This window comes from Microbacterium rhizosphaerae, from assembly GCF_034120055.1.
Lineage (GTDB): Bacteria > Actinomycetota > Actinomycetes > Actinomycetales > Microbacteriaceae > Microbacterium > Microbacterium rhizosphaerae.
Genome location: NZ_CP139368.1, coordinates 2975427 through 2992480, shown reverse-complemented (window position 1 = coordinate 2992480; position 17054 = coordinate 2975427). Strand labels below are relative to the sequence as shown.

The window sequence follows — 17054 nt, the reverse complement described above, 5'->3', positions numbered from 1 at the left end:
GCGTCGCGGAATTAGGATGGTGGGCGCTATGACTTCCCCCGACACTGCAGGGACTGCCCCCGAGAACGCCGGGTCGGTCCCCGGAAAGCCGCGTCGCCGACGTATGACCGGCGTGGGCCGCGTGCTCGTGATCGTCTACGCGATCCTCGCCGTCGGCGCCTTCGGCCGCTCGCTCGTGCAGATCATCGAGCGCTTCGACAAGGCACCGCTCGCCTTCACGCTCTCCGCGGTCTCGGCGGTCGTCTACATCGTCGCGACCCTGGCGCTGGTCTTCGCCGGTTCCAAGGTCTGGTACCGCGTCGCCTGGGTGACGATCAGCTTCGAGATGGCGGGAGTTCTCGCCATCGGCACGCTGAGCGTCATCCGACCCGAGCTGTTCCCCGAAGCGACCGTGTGGTCCTTCTACGGCATGGGATACGTGTTCGTGCCGCTCGTGCTTCCGTTCCTCGGCATGTGGTGGCTCGTGAAGCACCCACCGCGCGACGACGGTCCGCGATCGACGGATGCCGCAGGCACGGTGGCGCGATGATCGTCTTCCACGATCCCGCCGAGGTCCCGGAGGGCTTCGGGCCGTCGGTGGTCGCGATCGGCAAGTTCGACGGCGTGCACGCCGGCCACCGCGCGGTGATCGAGCGTGCGCGCGTGGATGCCGCCCCCAGCGGCGCACGGGTCGTGGCGGTCACGTTCGACCGGAATCCGCTGCGCACCCTGCGCCCGGAGATCTGCCCGGACGACCTCGTGGGCCTCACGCAGAAGCTGCACCTGCTCGACGAGGCCGGGGTCGACGCGACGCTCGTGTTGCACTTCGATGCCAAGCTGGCCGGCATCCCGGCCGAGGACTTCGTCCGGAACTTCCTCGTGGGCGCGCTCGGCGCGGTCACGATCATGGTGGGACGCGACTTCCGATTCGGGCGTGGCGGCGCCGGCACTCCGCAGCTCCTGACGCAGATGGGGGCGTCGCTCGGGTTCCGTGTCGACGTCGTCGACGACATCCGGGAGATCGAAGGCGAGCGTCGCGTGTCGTCGACGTGGATCCGCGAGCTGCTGTCCGCAGGCGAGGTGGAGGCGGCGAGTCGCCTGCTCGGCCGCGCCCCATCGGTGTGGGGCGAGGTCGTCCATGGACTCAAGCGCGGCCGCGAGCTCGGGTATCCGACTGCGAACCTGTCGCAGGAGCTCGAGGGCTTCGTGCCGGCCGACGGCGTGTACGCAGGCTGGCTCATCGACCAGGCCGAGGGTTTGCGCTCAGGCACGCGGTATCCCGCCGCGATCAGCGTCGGGACGAACCCCACGTTCGACGACGTGCCCCTGCGCCAGGTCGAGGCGTACGTCCTCGACGAGGTCGACCTCGACCTCTACGGCCACAGCGTCGAGGTGCAGTTCACCTCTCGCATCCGGGGGATGGTCGCGTTCGGCGGCGTCGAGGCGTTGAAGGCCCAGATGGCCGAGGATGTCGGCCGCGTGCGCGCCGCCTTGAGCTGAGGCCGGCAGGCTCGAGCACCGGACGCCGCCAGCGTCTGCGCATCCGTCGGCTCCTCTGCTGCTCATGTGAGCAAGCGCGTGCGCGTTCGGGTGTCCCGTCCTACGCTGGATGGCGAAGGAGGATGCCGTGGAAGACGAGCTGCTCGCCGTGCGCGTGGCCGAACTGGCCTACGACGAGGGCAAGACGCAGGACGAGATCGGCGCCCTCCTCGGCATCTCCCGCTGGAAGGCCGGCCGCCTGCTCGCGCAGGCCCGGGAGCAGGGCATCGTCCGCATCGAGATCGTGCATCCCCGCGCGCGCCGGCTCACGCTGGAGCGGCAGCTGTGCGAGCGGTTCGGGCTGAAGGCCGCCATCGTCGCGCCCGCCCCCGAGGGACTGGAACTCGACCGCGTGGCGCAGGCCGCCGCGGACTATCTCACGTCGCTGCGCCCGGTGCCCCGGACGCTCGCGGTGAGTTGGGGCCGTACGCTCACGGCGGTCTCCGAAGCGCTGCCGGACGGATGGGCCAACGGGGTCACGGTGGTCCAGACCAACGGCGGCGTGACGACGAACCGCCGGACCGGCAATGCCGCGAGCCTCGCCGCCACCATCGCGCAGCGCGGTCACGGGCACGCCATGCTGCTTCCCAGCCCGGCCATCCTCGAGCGCGTCGAGACGAAGCGGGCGATCGAGGCCGATCGCGTCGTCGCCGGCGTCCTGGACCAGGCCGCCCACGCGCAGACCTACCTGTTCACCGCGGGGGCGGTCGACCCGACCTCCGCGCACGTCGAGAACGGCTACCTCACCGCCGAGGACATCGCCGAGCTCGCCCGCCGCGGCGCCGTCGGCGACGTGCTCGGACGGTACATCGACGCGGACGGGAACATCGTCAACCCGGAGCTCGATGCGCGTACTGTCGGCATCGGGCTCGACGCCCTGAGGAACGCCGACCGCGCGATCTTCGTGACGGCGGGAGCGGCGAAGCACGACATCGCACGGACGGTCATCACGGCCGGCCTGTGCAACATCGCGGTGATGGACGAAGCGACAGCCCGAGCAATGCTGGAGGATTCATGAGTTCGACGGAGATCCAGAGGTCGGAGGAGCGCGCGCTCGAGCTCCTCGGCGGAGAGCCCGACGATGCGACCCTGCGCCGGTTCCTGCACGGGCTTCCGGGAGTGGATGCCGTGGGCCTCGAGCAGCGTGCCGCATCCCTCGGCACCCGCTCGATCAAGACCACCTCCAAGGCGTGGGCGCTCGACAAGATCATCTCGCTCATCGACTTGACGACCCTCGAGGGCGCGGACACGCCGGGCAAGGTGCGGTCGCTCGTCGCGAAGGCGCTGACCCCGGATGCCGGCGACCCGACCTGCCCGCGGGTGGCGGCCGTCTGCGTCTACGGCGACATGGTGCCCTCCGCGATCGAGGCACTGGGAGCCGCGCACGGCGACCCCGACGACGGCCTCGTGAGTGTGGCCGCTGTCGCGACGGCATTCCCGAGCGGACGAGCATCCCTCGACATCAAACTGGCGGACACGGCCGAGGCCGTCGCCGACGGAGCGGATGAGATCGACATGGTCATCGACCGCGGGGCGTTCCTCGCCGGGCGCTATCACCTGGTGTTCGAGCAGATCGCGCGCGTCAAGCAGGCCTGCCGCCGCGCCGACGGGACGTATGCATCCCTCAAGGTCATCCTCGAGACGGGTGAGCTCAACACGTACGACAACGTCAAGCGCGCGTCGTGGCTCGCGATCCTCGCGGGGGGCGACTTCATCAAGACCTCCACCGGCAAGGTCTCGCCGGCAGCGACGCTGCCGGTCACGCTCCTGATGCTCGAAGTGGTGCGCGACTGGCACCGGCTCACCGGTGAGCGCATCGGCGTGAAGCCGGCGGGCGGCATCCGCACGTCGAAGGACGCCATCAAGTACCTGGTGACGGTGGCCGAGACCGTCGGCGAGGAGTGGCTGCAGCCGCACCTGTTCCGATTCGGCGCCTCGAGCCTGCTCAACGACGTGCTGCGCCAGCGGCAGAAGCTCGCGACCGGCCACTACGCCGGCGCCGACTACGTGACGATCGATTGAGGACGGACAGCATGAGCTTTCTCGAATACGCGCCGGCTCCCGAGTCGCGCGCCATCCTGAACCTGCGCGACGACTACGGCCTGTTCATCGACGGCGAGTTCCGCGAGGGCAGCGGCGGGACGTTCGCGACGATCTCGCCCGCCGACGAGTCGCACATCGCGACGGTGGCCGAGGCGTCGGAGGCGGATGTGGATGCGGCGGTCGCGGCCGCCCGCCGGGCCTACGACAAGGTGTGGTCGAAGATGAGCGGGCGCGAGCGCGGCAAGTACCTCTATCGCATCGCGCGGCTCGTCCAGGAGCGCGCCCGCGAGCTGGCGGTCGCGGAGAGCCTCGACAACGGCAAGCCCATCAAGGAGAGCCGTGACGTCGACGTGCCGCTGGTCGCCGCCTGGTTCTTCTCCTACGCCGGCTGGGCCGACAAGCTCGACTACGCCGGGCTGGGCGCGAACCCGCGCGCGCACGGTGTCGCCGGTCAGGTGATCCCGTGGAACTTCCCGCTGCTGATGCTCGCGTGGAAGGTCGCTCCGGCGCTCGCGGCGGGGAACACCGTCGTGCTCAAGCCGGCCGAGACGACGCCGCTGTCGGCGCTCATCTTCGCCGAGATCCTGCAGCAGGCCGATCTGCCCGCCGGCGTCGTGAACATCGTGACCGGCGCGGGTGCGACGGGCGCCGCGGTGGTCGCGCATCCCGACGTGAACAAGGTCGCCTTCACCGGCTCGACCGCCGTCGGCCGCGCGATCGCCAAGTCGGTGGCCGGCAGCGGCAAGAGCCTCACCCTCGAGCTCGGCGGCAAGGCCGCGAACATCGTGTTCGACGACGCGCCGATCGATCAGGCCGTCGAGGGCATCGTCAACGGCATCTTCTTCAACCAGGGCCACGTGTGCTGTGCGGGCAGCCGCCTGCTCGTGCAGGAGTCGATCCACGACGAGGTCATGGACCGCCTCAAGAACCGGCTGTCGACGCTGCGGCTGGGCGACCCGCTCGACAAGAACACCGACATCGGCGCGATCAACTCCGCCGAGCAGCTCCAGCGCATCCGCGAGCTCAGCGACATCGGCGAGCAGGAGGGTGCCGAGCGCTGGACGGCGGACTGCGTCATCCCGGATCGCGGCTTCTGGTTCGCACCGACGATCTTCACGAACGTGCAGACGAGCCACCGCATCGCCCGCGACGAGGTCTTCGGGCCGGTCCTCTCGGTGCTGACGTTCCGCACACCCGCGGAGGCGATCGAGAAGGCCAACAACACGCCGTACGGCCTGTCCGCCGGCATCTGGACCGACAAGGGCAGCCGCATCCTCGCGGTCGCCGACCGCCTGCGCGCCGGCGTCGTGTGGGCCAACACGTTCAACAGGTTCGACCCCACGAGCCCCTTCGGGGGCTACAAGGAGTCGGGCTATGGTCGCGAGGGTGGCCGCCAGGGCCTTCTCGCCTACCTGAAGGGGGCGGCGTGAGCACGCGGCTGACGGTTCCGAAGACCTACAAGCTCTTCATCGGCGGGGCGTTCCCGCGCAGCGAGTCGGGACGCACCTTCGCGGTCGCCACTCCGGATGGCGGCTTCCTCGCCAATGCGGCGAAGGCGTCCCGCAAGGACGCGCGGGATGCGGTGTCGGCCGCGGTCGCCGCGGGCAAGGGCTGGGCGGGAGCCACGGCGTACAACCGCGGCCAGGTGCTCTACCGCGTCGCGGAGATCCTCGAGGGCCGCAGAGCGCAGTTCGTCGACGAGATCACGGCGCAGACCGGCGCCACGGTCGCGGAGGCCCGCGCCGAGGTCGACGAGGCCATCGACCGGTGGGTCTGGTACGCCGGGTGGACCGACAAGTTCGCCCAGGTCGCCGGCAACGCCAACCCGGTCGCCGGCCCGTACTTCAACATCTCGGTGCCCGAGCCGACCGGCGTCGTCGGAATCGTCGCGCCGCAGGACTCGGCACTCCTCGGCTTCGTCTCGGTGGTCGCTCCGGCGCTCGTGTCGGGCAACACGGTCGTCGTGATCGCGAGCGAGCGGTTCCCGCTCTCGGCGATCAGCCTGGCCGAGGTGCTCGCGACGAGCGACGTGCCGGGCGGCGTCGTGAACGTCCTCACGGGATCCGCGGCCGAGCTCGCGCCGTGGCTGGCCTCGCATCCCGACGTCCGCGCTCTGGATCTCACCGGCGCCGGGGAGCTCGACTGGGTCGACCTGCAGATCGCCGCCGCGGACACCCTGACCCGCATCATCCCGCCGCAGGGCGGGAAGGATGCTGCGCCCCCGAGCCTCCAGCGGATCACGTCGCTGACCGAGATCAAGACGGTGTGGCACCCCAAGAGCATGGTGTGACCGTCGTCACGGCAGGTTGACGGAGTGCGGGCGATGTCCTCGATCGGGTAGCCGCCGGGCACGACCGCGGCCACCTCGCGCAGTGCACCACCCCCTGGGGAATACCCCAGGGGGGTATGCTGGTTGCTGCACGTGACCGTTCGGAAGGGGAACGATATGACCATCGAGAGCTTCATCGTGGATGGGATGTCCTGCGGCCACTGCGCAGCGAGTGTGACGCGCGAGGTGAGCGCCGTCGCCGGTGTCACCGACGTCGCCGTCGACCTGCAGAGCCGCATCGTCAGCGTCACGGCCGCGCAGCCGATCGCCGAGTCCGCCGTCGCCGCGGCCGTCGCCGAGGCGGGGTACACGCTGGCCGGACGGCCATCGTGACCGACGTCCGCGAGGCGACCCTCGACATCGCGGGCATGACGTGCGCGAGCTGCGTCGCGCGGGTCGAGAAGCGGCTGCAGAGTGTCGAGGGGGTCACCGCCGAGGTGAACCTCGCCACCGAGTCCGCCAAGGTGAGCTACCCGGCGCATGTCGACGGCGAGCGCTTGGTGCAGGCGGTGCGAGAGGCGGGCTACGACGCCCGCGTGCGCACGCCGCACACGGTTCACGGAGGCGAGCACGAGGCGGCTCACGGGGCGCACGTCCATGACGCGTCCACCCCGTTGCGCGCGCGCCTCCTGGTCAGCGCCGCGCTCGCCGTGCCCGTCGTGCTGCTCGCGATGGTGCCGGCGTGGCAGTTCCCGGGCTGGGCATGGGCATCGTTCGCCCTCGCGACGCCCATCGTGCTGTGGGGCGGCTGGCCGTTCCACAGGGCCACTCTGGCGAACGCGCGCCACGGCGCGATGACGATGGACACGCTGGTGACCATCGGCACGATGGCGGCCTACCTCTGGAGTGTCTGGGCGCTGGTCTTCGGCACGGCCGACGCAGCCGGCATGAGACAGGGCGACGGGGATGCCGCGACCTCGATGGTCTACTTCGAGGTCGCATCGGTGGTGACCGTCTTCCTGCTCCTCGGCCGCGTCATCGAACAGCGGTCCAAGCGCCGGGCCGGGGGAGCGCTGCGCGCGCTCTTGAGCCTCGGAGCGACGGACGTCGAGCTCGCGGAGGGGCGCAGCATCCCGATCGACGACCTCCGCGTGGGCGACGAGTTCATCGTGCGTCCGGGCGCCAAGGTCGCGACGGACGGAGTCGTCGTGGACGGCACGGCGTCGGTCGACGAGAGCATGCTGACCGGCGAGGCGGTGCCGGTGGATGTCGAAGCCGGCACCTCCGTGACCGGCGGGACGATCGCGACCGACGGCCGGCTCGTCGTCCGCGCGACCTCCGTCGGCGCGGACACGCGCCTGGCCCGCATCGCGCGGCTCGTCGAGGACGCGCAGACCGGCAAGAGCCGCGTCCAGCGGCTCGCCGACCGGATCTCCGCGGTGTTCGTGCCCGTGGTGGTCGGGTTGTCCGTCGTGACGCTCGTCGGGTGGATCGTCGCAGGGCAGCCGGTCGCCGCAGGCTTCACGGCGGCCGTCGCGGTGCTCATCATCGCCTGCCCCTGCGCGCTCGGACTCGCGACGCCCATCGCCATCCTCGTCGGCACGGGCCGGGCCGCCCAGCTGGGCATCCTGATCACGGGACCGGAGGCTCTCGAGCAGGCTGAGCGGATCGACACCGTCGTCCTCGACAAGACGGGGACCGTCACCGAGGGGCGAATGGCGCTCGCGGCCGTGACGGTCGACGGCACGAGCCGCGACGAGGCCCTGCGGGTCGTCGGCGCCCTCGAGGCCCACAGCGAGCACCCCGTCGCGCGGGCGATCGCGACGGCCCGCGTGGGCTCGGCGGTCGTCGAGGAGTTCCGCAGCCGCGCGGGTCGCGGCGTCACGGGAACCGTGGACGGCGTCGCGGTCTTCGCGGGGCGCCCGGCCTTCGCCACCGAGCAGGGCGCGGTCGTCGCGCCGTCGCTCGCCGCCGCCATCGCGGCGGGGGAGGCCCACGGCACGGTCGTCGTCGCCGGCTGGAACGGGCAGGCGACCGCGGTGTTCGCGGTCGCGGACGCCGTGCGCGCGGACAGCGCCGAGGTCGTCGCCTCGGTCCGCGGACTGGGTGTGGATGTCGTCCTCCTCACCGGCGACAACGCGTCTGTGGCGCAGGCGGTGGCCGCAGAGGTGGGCATCGACAGGGTCGTGGCTGGCGTGCTGCCCGAGGGCAAAGTCGACGAGATCGCACGGCTGCAGGCGGCCGGCCACCGCGTCGCCATGGTCGGCGACGGTGTCAACGACGCCGCCGCCCTCGCCACGGCCGACCTCGGCATCGCGATGGGCGGCGGGACGGACGCCGCGATGCACGCGAGCGACATCACCCTCATGCGCGAGGGTCTCGGGCAGGTCGACACCGCGCTGCGGGTCAGCCGCCGGACGATGCGCATCATCCGGGGCAACCTGTTCTGGGCGTTCGCGTACAACGCGGCCGCGCTGCCGCTCGCCGCGTTCGGCCTGCTCAACCCCATGATCGCTGCGGCGGCGATGGCGTTCTCGAGCGTCTTCGTGGTGCTCAACAGCCTGCGGCTGCGCCGAGCATCCTGAGCGCTCTCGGCGTGCGCGGGCATGGACGCGCGGGATGGGCATAGAATAAGCGCTGGGGTTTCCCGTCGTCGTTCCGCAGAAGCGGGTCGGTGACGGTCGTCATTCGCTGTACAGCGCAGTCGGTGCCCGTGCAATCGACTTGCACCGCGCAGTGCATTGTTCCCGCTTCGCGTCGCCCTCGGTGTCCCGAGCCGCCACGGTTCTCGAGCCGAACGACGCAGTGCACATCGGGCAGGTTCTCGTGGAACCCGTCGCCGCCGGGTCGTCTCCCGGCATTCACGCTCAGGAGGAGCATGCCGACTACGGCAACCGACGTTCAGAACGTCAGGACGCAGCAGCGCCGTCGCCGCCCGTCATCCGCACGCCGCGATGAGGACGCACCGATCATCCCGATCCTCGCCCGCAAGGTGCGGGAGGTCGAGGCCAAGGCCCAGCGGGGCAAGCTGGGGCCGACCAACCGGGTCAAGTTCCAGGTGATCGCGTTCCTCGTGCGCGAGGAGCGTGCGCGGGTGAAGGCCGACACCGAGATCACGGATGCCGTGCGCGCCGAGCTGCTCAAGCGCCTCGACGGCGTCGCCACGATCCTCGCGAAGACCGCGGCGCGCGACACGTCGCTCATCCAGCTGCTCGAGGTCGACCAGGCCACGTCGCCGGTCGCCAAGCGCATGCGCCGGGACTGGCTGCTCGAGTCGGGTGCAGAGCTCCCGCCGGACGAGTTGATCATCACCGACGTCGCACCGGCCGTCGCACCCGTCGTGCCCGCCGCCCTCGCCGAGCGCCAGGTCGTGCCGCCGCAGGTCGAGGCTCGCCGCGACGCGAACCCGTTCCTCGCCCCCGACCTCGAGCTGCGCGCGCCGGTGTCGAGTGCGCGCCGCCGCCTCGACGGCTGGGAACTCATGGGTCCGCTCTACAAGGCGTTCGAGACCGGCGCCGGTGGCGGCTCGGCCACCATGGAGCTCCCGCCGGTTCCCGAGTTCGACCGCCTCTCGCCCAAGGGGCTCGAGGTCATGCCGCACCAGTCGCGCTTCCTCGAGGCCGTGCGCGCCGGACACCGCTCCTTCCTCCTCGCGGACGAGCCGGGCCTGGGCAAGACGGCGGAGTCGGTGCTCGCCGCATCCGTCGCCGACGCGTATCCGCTGCTCGCGGTCGTCCCGAACGTCGTGAAGATGAACTGGGCTCGCGAGGTCGAGCGGTGGACGCCGCAGCGCCGCGCGACGGTCATCCACGGCGACGGCGACGCCATCGACGCGTTCGCCGACATCTTCATCGTCAACTACGAAGTGCTCGACCGCCACCTGTCGTGGCTCGGCTCGATCGGCCTGAAGGGCATGGTCGTCGATGAGGCGCACTTCATCAAGAACCTCACGTCGCAGCGCTCGCAGAACGTGCTGGCGCTCGCGGCGCGCATCCGGGAGCAGGTGCGCAACCCGCTGCTGCTCGCGCTCACCGGCACGCCGCTCATCAACGACGTCGAGGACTTCGACGCGATCTGGCGCTTCCTGGGCTGGACGAACGGCGAGAAGCCGGGTCCGCTGCTGATGGAGCGACTGGATGCCACGGGCCTGACCCCGGCCGACAAGTCCTTCTACCCGGAGGCCCGTGAGGCGGTCATCTCGATGGGCATCGTGCGCCGCCGCAAGACGGATGTCGCGAAGGACCTGCCCGACAAGCTCATCGCCGACCTGCCCGTCGAGCTCGACGACGACTACGGCCGGTCGATCCGGCAGGCCGAGCGCGAGCTCGGGGCCCGCCTCGCGGAGAAGTACCGCCGCATCGTCGAGTCGCGCAGCCACCGTGCCCTGGAGCCGGGCGAGATCGACGAGGACATCGTGCGCCTCGTCGCCCACGGCGAGCTCGAGGACGCCAAGGCGGCCCCGGCAGGCAGCGAGAACGTCTTCACGATGGTTCGCCGCATCGGCCAGGCCAAGGCGCTGCTCGCGGCCGACTACGCCGTGCAGCTGCAGCGTTCGGTCGGCAAGGTCGTGTTCTTCGCGAAGCACATCGACGTGATGGATGCTGCGGAGGCCCACTTCGCCGCAGCCGGTCTGCGCACGGTCTCGCTGCGCGGCGACCAGACGGCGCAGGCGCGCCAGCAGGCCGTCGACGCGTTCAACAACGACCCGGCTGTGGCGGTGGCGGTCTGCTCGCTCACGGCGGCCGGCGTCGGCGTGAACATGCAGGCCTCGTCGAACGTCGTGCTGTCCGAGCTGTCGTGGACGGCCGCCGAGCAGACGCAGGCGATCGACCGCGTGCACCGCATCGGCCAGGACGAGCCGGTCACGGCATGGCGCATCATCGCGGCGCACACGATCGACACGAAGATCGCCGAGCTGATCGACTCGAAGCAGGGGCTCGCGGCGCGCGCCCTGGACGGCGAGGCGGTCGACCCGCAGTCGAGCGACTCGGTGCAGATGTCCGCTCTCATGCACCTGCTGCGCCAGGCGCTCGGGGCGTGACCGGGCGGGGAGTTCGTCGCCGCGGTCGTATCCGGCATACTGATCGAGGCAGCGTCGCCAGTTCCCCCTCCCCTCACACCCCGCGGGACGACACATGAAGATCGGCATCCTGACAAGCGGTGGCGACTGCCCCGGCCTCAACGCGGTGATCCGCGGCGTGGTGCTCAAGGGCACCACCGCCTACGACATCGAGTTCGTCGGCATCCGTGACGGATGGCGCGGCGTCGTCGACGCGGACTTCTTCCCGCTCACCCGGCACGAGGTGAAGGGGCTGTCGAAGGTCGGCGGCACGATCCTCGGCACGAGCCGCACCAACCCCTACGAGGGTCCGCGCGGAGGCTCGGAGAACATCGCGAAGACGCTGGCGCGCCACGGCATCGACGGCATCATCGCGATCGGCGGCGAGGGCACGCTGGCGGCCGCGAACCGTCTGTACAACGACGGCATCAACGTGCTGGGCGTGCCGAAGACGATCGACAACGACCTGCGCGCGACGGACTACTCCTTCGGCTTCGACACCGCCGTGAACATCGCGACGGAGGCCATGGACCGCCTGCGCACGACCGGCGACTCGCACCAGCGGTGCATGGTCGCCGAGGTCATGGGACGGCACGTCGGCTGGATCGCCCTGCACTCCGGGATGGCCGCGGGGGCCCATGTGATCTGCATCCCCGAGGTGCCGATGTCGATCGACGAGATCTGCGAGCTCGTCTCGCGAGCCCACGACCGCGGCCGTGCGCCGATGGTCGTCGTCTCCGAGGGCTTCACGCTCAAGGGCATGGAAGAGGCGTACAGCGACAAGGGCCTGGATGCCTTCAACCGTCCTCGCCTCGGCGGCATCAGCGAGGTGCTCGCACCGGAGATCGAGCGGATCACCGGTATCGAGACCCGTGCGACCGTGCTCGGCCACATCCAGCGCGGCGGATCCCCGTCGGGCTTCGACCGCGTGCTCGCCACGCGCCTCGGCCTGCAGGCCGCGGACGCCGTCGTCGACGGCGCGTGGGGCCAGATGGTCGCGATGCGCGGGACGGCCATCGTGCGCGTGCCCTTCGCCGAGGCCCTGGGCGAGCTCAACACCGTGCCGCTGCCGCGCTATGAGGAGGCCGCCGCCCTCTTCGGCTGATCGTCCGCAGCGCGCCGCGCGGCCCTCACACCGCTCGGGACGGCCCGGGAGTACCGTTGGGGCATGTCGCAGTCGGGCGGCGTGTCGGCGACGACGCCTGCTTCCCCTTCGGGATCCGTGGGCGCCGGTCGTGTGCTCTCGATCGACCGCTTCCGCGGCACCCTGGTGCTGCTGATGGTCGTCGGAAACTACCTGGCCGGGATCGTCTCGGTGCCTCCCCCGCTCAAGCATGCGCCCGATGTCGGCCTCACGATCATCGACGTGGGCGCGCCGTGCTTCGTGTTCGCGATGGGTCTCAGCTACGGCGAGTCGTTCCGCAGGCGCGCGGTGAGCGGACTGCCCGGTGCATACCGGCATTTCGTGCTGCGGTATCTCGCCCTCATCGGCATCGGGGCGATCCTCGCGGCCGGCGGAACCCAGGTCGCCGACCAGCCGGCGTCCTGGGGGGTCCTGCAGGCGCTCGGGGCTGCGGGGCTCATCACCCTGCCGTTCATCCGCCTCAACATGGTCTGGCGCTTCGGGATCGGGGCCGGACTGCTGATCGGCTATCAGCTTCTCCTGGGTTCGATCCCGCTTGCGGTCGTGCGCGGAGTGGTCCAGGGCGGGCTGATCGGGGCGCTCTCCTGGGGTGGGCTGCTGATCCTGACCACAGCCGTGGCCGACGCGTGGCGGCGAGGAATCCCCGCTCTGGTGTGGTGCTGCGGCACGATCACGGTCGTGGCGCTGCTGTCGGCGGTCATCGTTCCGGTGAGCAAGACCAGGGTCTCCCTGAGCTACATGCTCCTCACCCTGGCCATCGCAGCGATCGGATTCCTCATCTTCGACCTGCTCTCGCGAGTGCTGCCGCCGCGAGCGGGATACCTGGCGTGGTGGGGCGAGAACGCGCTGCTGCTCTACCTGCTGCACCTCATCCTCCTCGGACTGGTGACGCTGCCCGCGGTCAGGTGGTGGTACGTCGACGCATCCGTGTGGCTGATGGCGCTGCAGCTCGCCGCGATCCTGGGACTGCTGTCCTGGGTCGCGTGGTGGCTGCACCGCTCGGGTCAGATCATCCGGCTGTGACTCCGGGCTCGGCGACCCCGAGGACGTCGAAGAGCCAGGCCAGCTCGAACGCACGCTCGCGCCACGCGTTGTACCGGCCGCTCACGCCACCGTGGCCGGCGACCATCTCGCATTTGAGCAGAACGTCGGCGCCCGCCTCGCGCAGCCGCGCGACCCATTTCGCCGGCTCGACGTACAGCACCCGCGTGTCGTTGAGCGAGGTCACCGCGAGGATCCGCGGGTACTCGACATCCGACCGCACGTTCTCGTACGGCGTGTACGACTTCATGTACGCGTAGACGTCGGCGTCGTGCAGCGGGTCGCCCCACTCATCCCACTCGATGACCGTGAGCGGCAGCGAGGGGTCGAGGATCGAGGTCAGGGCGTCGACGAAGGGGACGTCTGCGAGGATGCCCGCGAAGAGCTCCGGGGCGAGGTTCGCGACCGCGCCCATCAGCAGGCCGCCGGCCGAGCCGCCCTCCGCGACCATCCGGTCCGGCGACGTGTACCCGATCGACACCAGGTGGCGCGCCGCATCCACGAAATCGGTGAAGGTGTTGCGCTTGTGCAGCATCTTGCCGTTCTCGTACCAGGCGCGGCCCATCTCGCCGCCGCCGCGGACGTGAGCGACCGCGAACACGACGCCGCGATCGAGCTCGGACAGGCGCGCGATCGACAGGCCGGGGTCGATGGAGTGCTCGTACGACCCGTAGCCGTAGAGGTGCAGCGGGCGCGGCGACTCGCCGAGCCGACCGAACGACCGCTTGTAGACGACCGAGATCGGCACCTGCGTGCCGTCCGCAGCGGCCGCCCACACGCGCTCCTGCGCGTAGTCGTCGGGCTCGTAGCCGCCCAGCACCGGCTGCTGCTTGCGCACGAGCAACTCGCGCGTCGCGATCTCGAGGTCGGCGACGGTCGACGGCGTGACGAACGAGCCGTAGGCGATGCGCAGCATCGGCGGCGCCCACTCCGGGTTGCCGGCGGTGCCGACCGAGTACAGCGGCTCGTCGAAGCTGATCTCATCGACGGAGCCCTCGGCGTAGGACAGCAGCCCGAGGCGCGCGAGGCCCTCGCGGCGATAGCCGATCACACCCCAGTCCCGGAAGCACGAGACGCCGAGCAGGCGCACGCCGGGGCGATGGGGGATGACGGTCTCGCGCGCGCCGAGCGGATCAGCCGCCGCGACCCGCACGAGCTCGAAATCGAGCGCGCCGTCGTTGTGCAGGACGTACAGCACGTCCTCGCCGTCGACGACCGCGTGGGATGTCTCGTACTCGACGCCCTCGCGGCGCGGCCAGACGACGCGCGGCTCGGCGCGGAGGTCCGCGACATCCACGAGCCATTCCTCCGACGTGATCGACGACCCCACCTCGATGACGAGGTAGCGCTCGCTGCGCGTGAAGCCGGCGCCCACCCAGTACCGCTCGTCGGGCTCGTGGAAGAGCTGGACGTCGTCGGCGACCGGGGTGCCGAGCTCGTGCAGCCAGACGGTGTCCGGACGCCACGCGTCGTCGACGGTCGAGTACACGATGAAGCGTCCGTCGGGGGAGAAGGTCGCACCCGCGAACGTGCCCGGGATCTCGTCGGGGAGGTCGGCACCGGATGCAAGGTCGCGCACGCGCAGCAGGTACCGCTCGTCGCCCTCGAGATCCACGCCGTAGAGCATGAGCGTCCCGTCGTCGGAGACCTCGAAGCTGCCGAGCGAGAAGAACTCGTGGCCGTCCGCCTCGACGTTCGCGTCCAGCAGCACCTGCTCGCCGGGCACCTCGACATCCGGCGTCAGCGACGGCGGCGTCCAGTCCTCGGGGGAGGCGAGGGGGGCGCGGCACTGGATGCCGTACTGCTTGCCCTCGATGGTGCGGCCGTAGTACCACCACTCGCCGCGGCGCGACGGCACGGAGAGGTCGGTCTCCTGCGTGCGGCTCTTGATCTCCTGGAAGATGCGCTCGCGGAGCGGCTCGAGGTGGGATGTGCGCGCCTGTGTGTACGCGTTCTCCGCCTCGAGGTGCGCGATGACCTCGGGATCGTCCTTCGCGCGCAGCCACTCGTACGGGTCCACCACCTCGTCGCCGTGGAAGCTGCGGACCACCGGCCGGCGCGCGGCGACAGGCGGCTGGGCGACAGCGGCCTCGGCGGTCTCGGATGCGGGGATGGATGCGGCGTGCTCGGTCACCGTCTCACGCTATCCGAGCCTGAGTGTTCCCAGGGTTTGAGGCTGTATCATTCACGTGGCCCGGTTACCGGAAGCTTAAGCCACCGTGAACTCTTCGTTCGCACCGTCGATCCCCGGCATCACCGTGCCGGCGCGATCGGCCGTCCTGATCCTCCCTGTCAACGAAAGGGACCGGTGGAGACCGCCGTACTGCTCGTCGTTCTGGTCATCGCGCTTTCGCTCTTCTTCGACTTCACGAACGGCTTCCACGACACCGCCAACGCGATGGCGACCCCGATCGCGACCGGAGCCCTCAAACCCAAGGTGGCGGTGCTCATCGCAGCCTGCCTGAACCTGGTGGGCGCCTTCCTGTCGACGCAGGTCTCGCAGACCATCTCGCACGGCATCATCAACAACGAACAGGCGATCAACTCGGACCTGTTCCTGTCGCTGATCTTCGCCGGCCTGATCGGCGCGATCACCTGGAACATGCTGACCTGGCTCCTCGGCCTGCCGTCGAGCTCGTCGCACGCCCTGTTCGGCGGCCTCATCGGCGCCGTGATCGTCGGCTACAGCTGGACCGCCATCAATTACGGAGTGGTGCTCAGCAAGGTCATCCTCCCCGCGATCATCTCGCCGATCACGGCCGGACTCATCGCCTTCCTCGCCACGCGCCTCGGCTACGCCATCACGCGCCGCTACGACGGCAAGCCCGACGGCCGCGACGGGTTCCGCTGGGGCCAGATCTTCTCGTCGTCGCTCGTCGCACTGGCCCACGGCACGAACGACGCCCAGAAGACGATGGGCGTCATCACGCTCACCCTCGTGATCGCGGGATGGCAGAGCGCCTCCGACACCGAGCCGCAGACGTGGGTCATCTTCGCGTGCGCGGCGACGATCGCCCTCGGCACCTACGTCGGCGGCTGGCGCATCATCCGCACCCTCGGCAAGGGCCTGACCGAGATCAAGCCCGCGCAGGGCTTCGCGGCCGAGACGTCGACGGCGGCGACGATCCTCTCCTCGAGCGCGCTCGGCTTCGCGCTCTCGACGACGCAGGTCGCCTCGGGCTCGGTCATCGGCTCGGGGCTGGGCCGTCGTGGATCGAAGGTGCGCTGGCGCACGGCAGGGCGCATCGGCGTCGGCTGGCTCCTGACGCTGCCGGCCTCCGCCGCCGTGTCCGGCGTCGCAGCGCTCATCATCGTGTGGCTCGGGCCCTGGGGTATCGCCGTCGACACCGTGCTCGCGGTTGCCGCCGTCCTGTTGATCTACCTGCGCTCGCGTCGCAACGCGGTCACCGCGGCAAACGCGATGAGCGAGGTCGCGGACTCCGGTCTCGCGGTCAAGGTCAAGAAGAACCCGCCGCCCACCCGGCGCCAGCGCGCGATCATGCGCGAGGAGGCGCGTCGCCGCGCGGCCGTGGAGTCGCGGGAGCGCGCCAAGCGCAAGGCGCAGACCAAGGCCGAGGCGCAGGCGAACAAGAACTCCGGCGACCGCTCCGATTCGGAGGCCAAGAAGTGACCGTCACGATCGACTGGATCTCCTTCCTCCAGGTGTTCGTCGTCGCCCTCACCGGGGCGCTCCTCGTCGTCGGCTTCTACGCGATCGCCGTTCGGCTGCTCGTGCGCGGCGGCAAGGTTCCGGTCGTCGCGCCGGCCGAGTTCACCGACGCCATCGCGATCATCTCCGAGAAGGAGCGCGCCAAGGCGGCCAAGGCCGCGGCGAGGGCGGCGAAGAAGAGCCCGCTCACCGACGGCCAGAAGCTGGTCGCCCGCATCGGGGCCTACATCTCGTTCGCCCTCTGCGGGCTCGCGGTCCTCGGCGGCCTCATCCTCATCGTCATCCAGTAACGAGCGGCGTCCGCACCCGG

General features: G+C 70.5%; 14 protein-coding genes. 13 read left to right on the top strand and 1 reads right to left on the bottom strand.

Annotation, left to right across the window (positions count from 1 at the left end):
- Window positions 1-28 precede the first annotated feature (28 nt).
- The 11 genes from SM116_RS13565 to SM116_RS13515 all read left to right on the top strand — a co-directional run bounded on the left by SM116_RS13565 (window position 29) and on the right by SM116_RS13515 (window position 13056).
- Window positions 29-529 (top strand): hypothetical protein, encoded by a 501-nt coding sequence (locus SM116_RS13565; RefSeq protein WP_425563253.1) that lies wholly within the window; start codon window positions 29-31, stop codon window positions 527-529.
- Window positions 526-1479, top strand: coding sequence for a bifunctional riboflavin kinase/FAD synthetase (locus tag SM116_RS13560; RefSeq protein WP_320941505.1), 954 nt, complete (start codon window positions 526-528; stop codon window positions 1477-1479). Before SM116_RS13565 ends, SM116_RS13560 begins: the two co-directional genes overlap by 4 nt.
- 127 nt (window positions 1480-1606) lie before the next feature.
- Window positions 1607-2536 carry a sugar-binding transcriptional regulator gene (locus SM116_RS13555; protein WP_320941504.1) on the top strand — a complete coding sequence of 310 codons (930 nt, stop codon included), beginning with the start codon at window positions 1607-1609 and terminating at the stop codon, window positions 2534-2536.
- Window positions 2533-3540 (top strand): deoxyribose-phosphate aldolase, encoded by a 1008-nt coding sequence (gene deoC, locus SM116_RS13550; RefSeq protein ID WP_320941503.1) that lies wholly within the window; start codon window positions 2533-2535, stop codon window positions 3538-3540. Before SM116_RS13555 ends, deoC begins: the two co-directional genes overlap by 4 nt.
- A gap of 11 nt (window positions 3541-3551) precedes the next feature.
- Complete coding sequence (locus SM116_RS13545; RefSeq protein ID WP_320941502.1) at window positions 3552-4991, top strand: aldehyde dehydrogenase family protein; 1440 nt, start codon at window positions 3552-3554, stop codon at window positions 4989-4991.
- The gene (locus SM116_RS13540; RefSeq protein WP_320941501.1) at window positions 4988-5851 is read left to right on the top strand and encodes an aldehyde dehydrogenase family protein; all 864 of its coding nucleotides are present in this window, start codon (window positions 4988-4990) and stop codon (window positions 5849-5851) included. Before SM116_RS13545 ends, SM116_RS13540 begins: the two co-directional genes overlap by 4 nt.
- Window positions 5852-6007: 156 nt before the next feature.
- A complete protein-coding gene (locus tag SM116_RS13535; protein ID WP_320941500.1) occupies window positions 6008-6223 on the top strand; it encodes a heavy-metal-associated domain-containing protein in 216 nt (71 codons plus the stop codon).
- Window positions 6220-8415, top strand: a complete 2196-nt coding sequence (locus tag SM116_RS13530) for a heavy metal translocating P-type ATPase (RefSeq protein ID WP_320941499.1) — start codon at window positions 6220-6222, stop codon at window positions 8413-8415. Before SM116_RS13535 ends, SM116_RS13530 begins: the two co-directional genes overlap by 4 nt.
- Window positions 8416-8708: 293 nt before the next feature.
- Complete coding sequence (locus SM116_RS13525) at window positions 8709-10871, top strand: DEAD/DEAH box helicase (RefSeq protein WP_320941498.1); 2163 nt, start codon at window positions 8709-8711, stop codon at window positions 10869-10871.
- Between the two features lie 94 nt (window positions 10872-10965).
- Window positions 10966-11994: an ATP-dependent 6-phosphofructokinase gene (locus SM116_RS13520; RefSeq protein ID WP_320941497.1), complete on the top strand. Its 1029-nt coding sequence runs from the start codon at window positions 10966-10968 to the stop codon at window positions 11992-11994.
- A 63-nt stretch (window positions 11995-12057) separates the two neighbouring features.
- A complete protein-coding gene (locus SM116_RS13515; protein ID WP_320941496.1) occupies window positions 12058-13056 on the top strand; it encodes a heparan-alpha-glucosaminide N-acetyltransferase domain-containing protein in 999 nt (332 codons plus the stop codon).
- Here SM116_RS13515 and SM116_RS13510 read toward each other — a convergent pair.
- Window positions 13043-15187 (bottom strand): S9 family peptidase, encoded by a 2145-nt coding sequence (locus SM116_RS13510; RefSeq protein WP_425563258.1) that lies wholly within the window; start codon window positions 15185-15187, stop codon window positions 13043-13045. The genes SM116_RS13515 and SM116_RS13510 overlap by 14 nt on opposite strands.
- Window positions 15188-15382: 195 nt before the next feature.
- Here SM116_RS13510 and SM116_RS13505 point away from each other — a divergent pair, with 195 nt between their 5' ends.
- Window positions 15383-16705 carry an inorganic phosphate transporter gene (locus SM116_RS13505; RefSeq protein WP_320941494.1) on the top strand — a complete coding sequence of 441 codons (1323 nt, stop codon included), beginning with the start codon at window positions 15383-15385 and terminating at the stop codon, window positions 16703-16705.
- Entirely contained in the window at window positions 16702-17034 is a 333-nt protein-coding gene (locus tag SM116_RS13500) for a peptidase (RefSeq protein ID WP_320941493.1), read from the top strand. Before SM116_RS13505 ends, SM116_RS13500 begins: the two co-directional genes overlap by 4 nt.
- The last annotated feature ends 20 nt before the right edge of the window (window positions 17035-17054 follow it).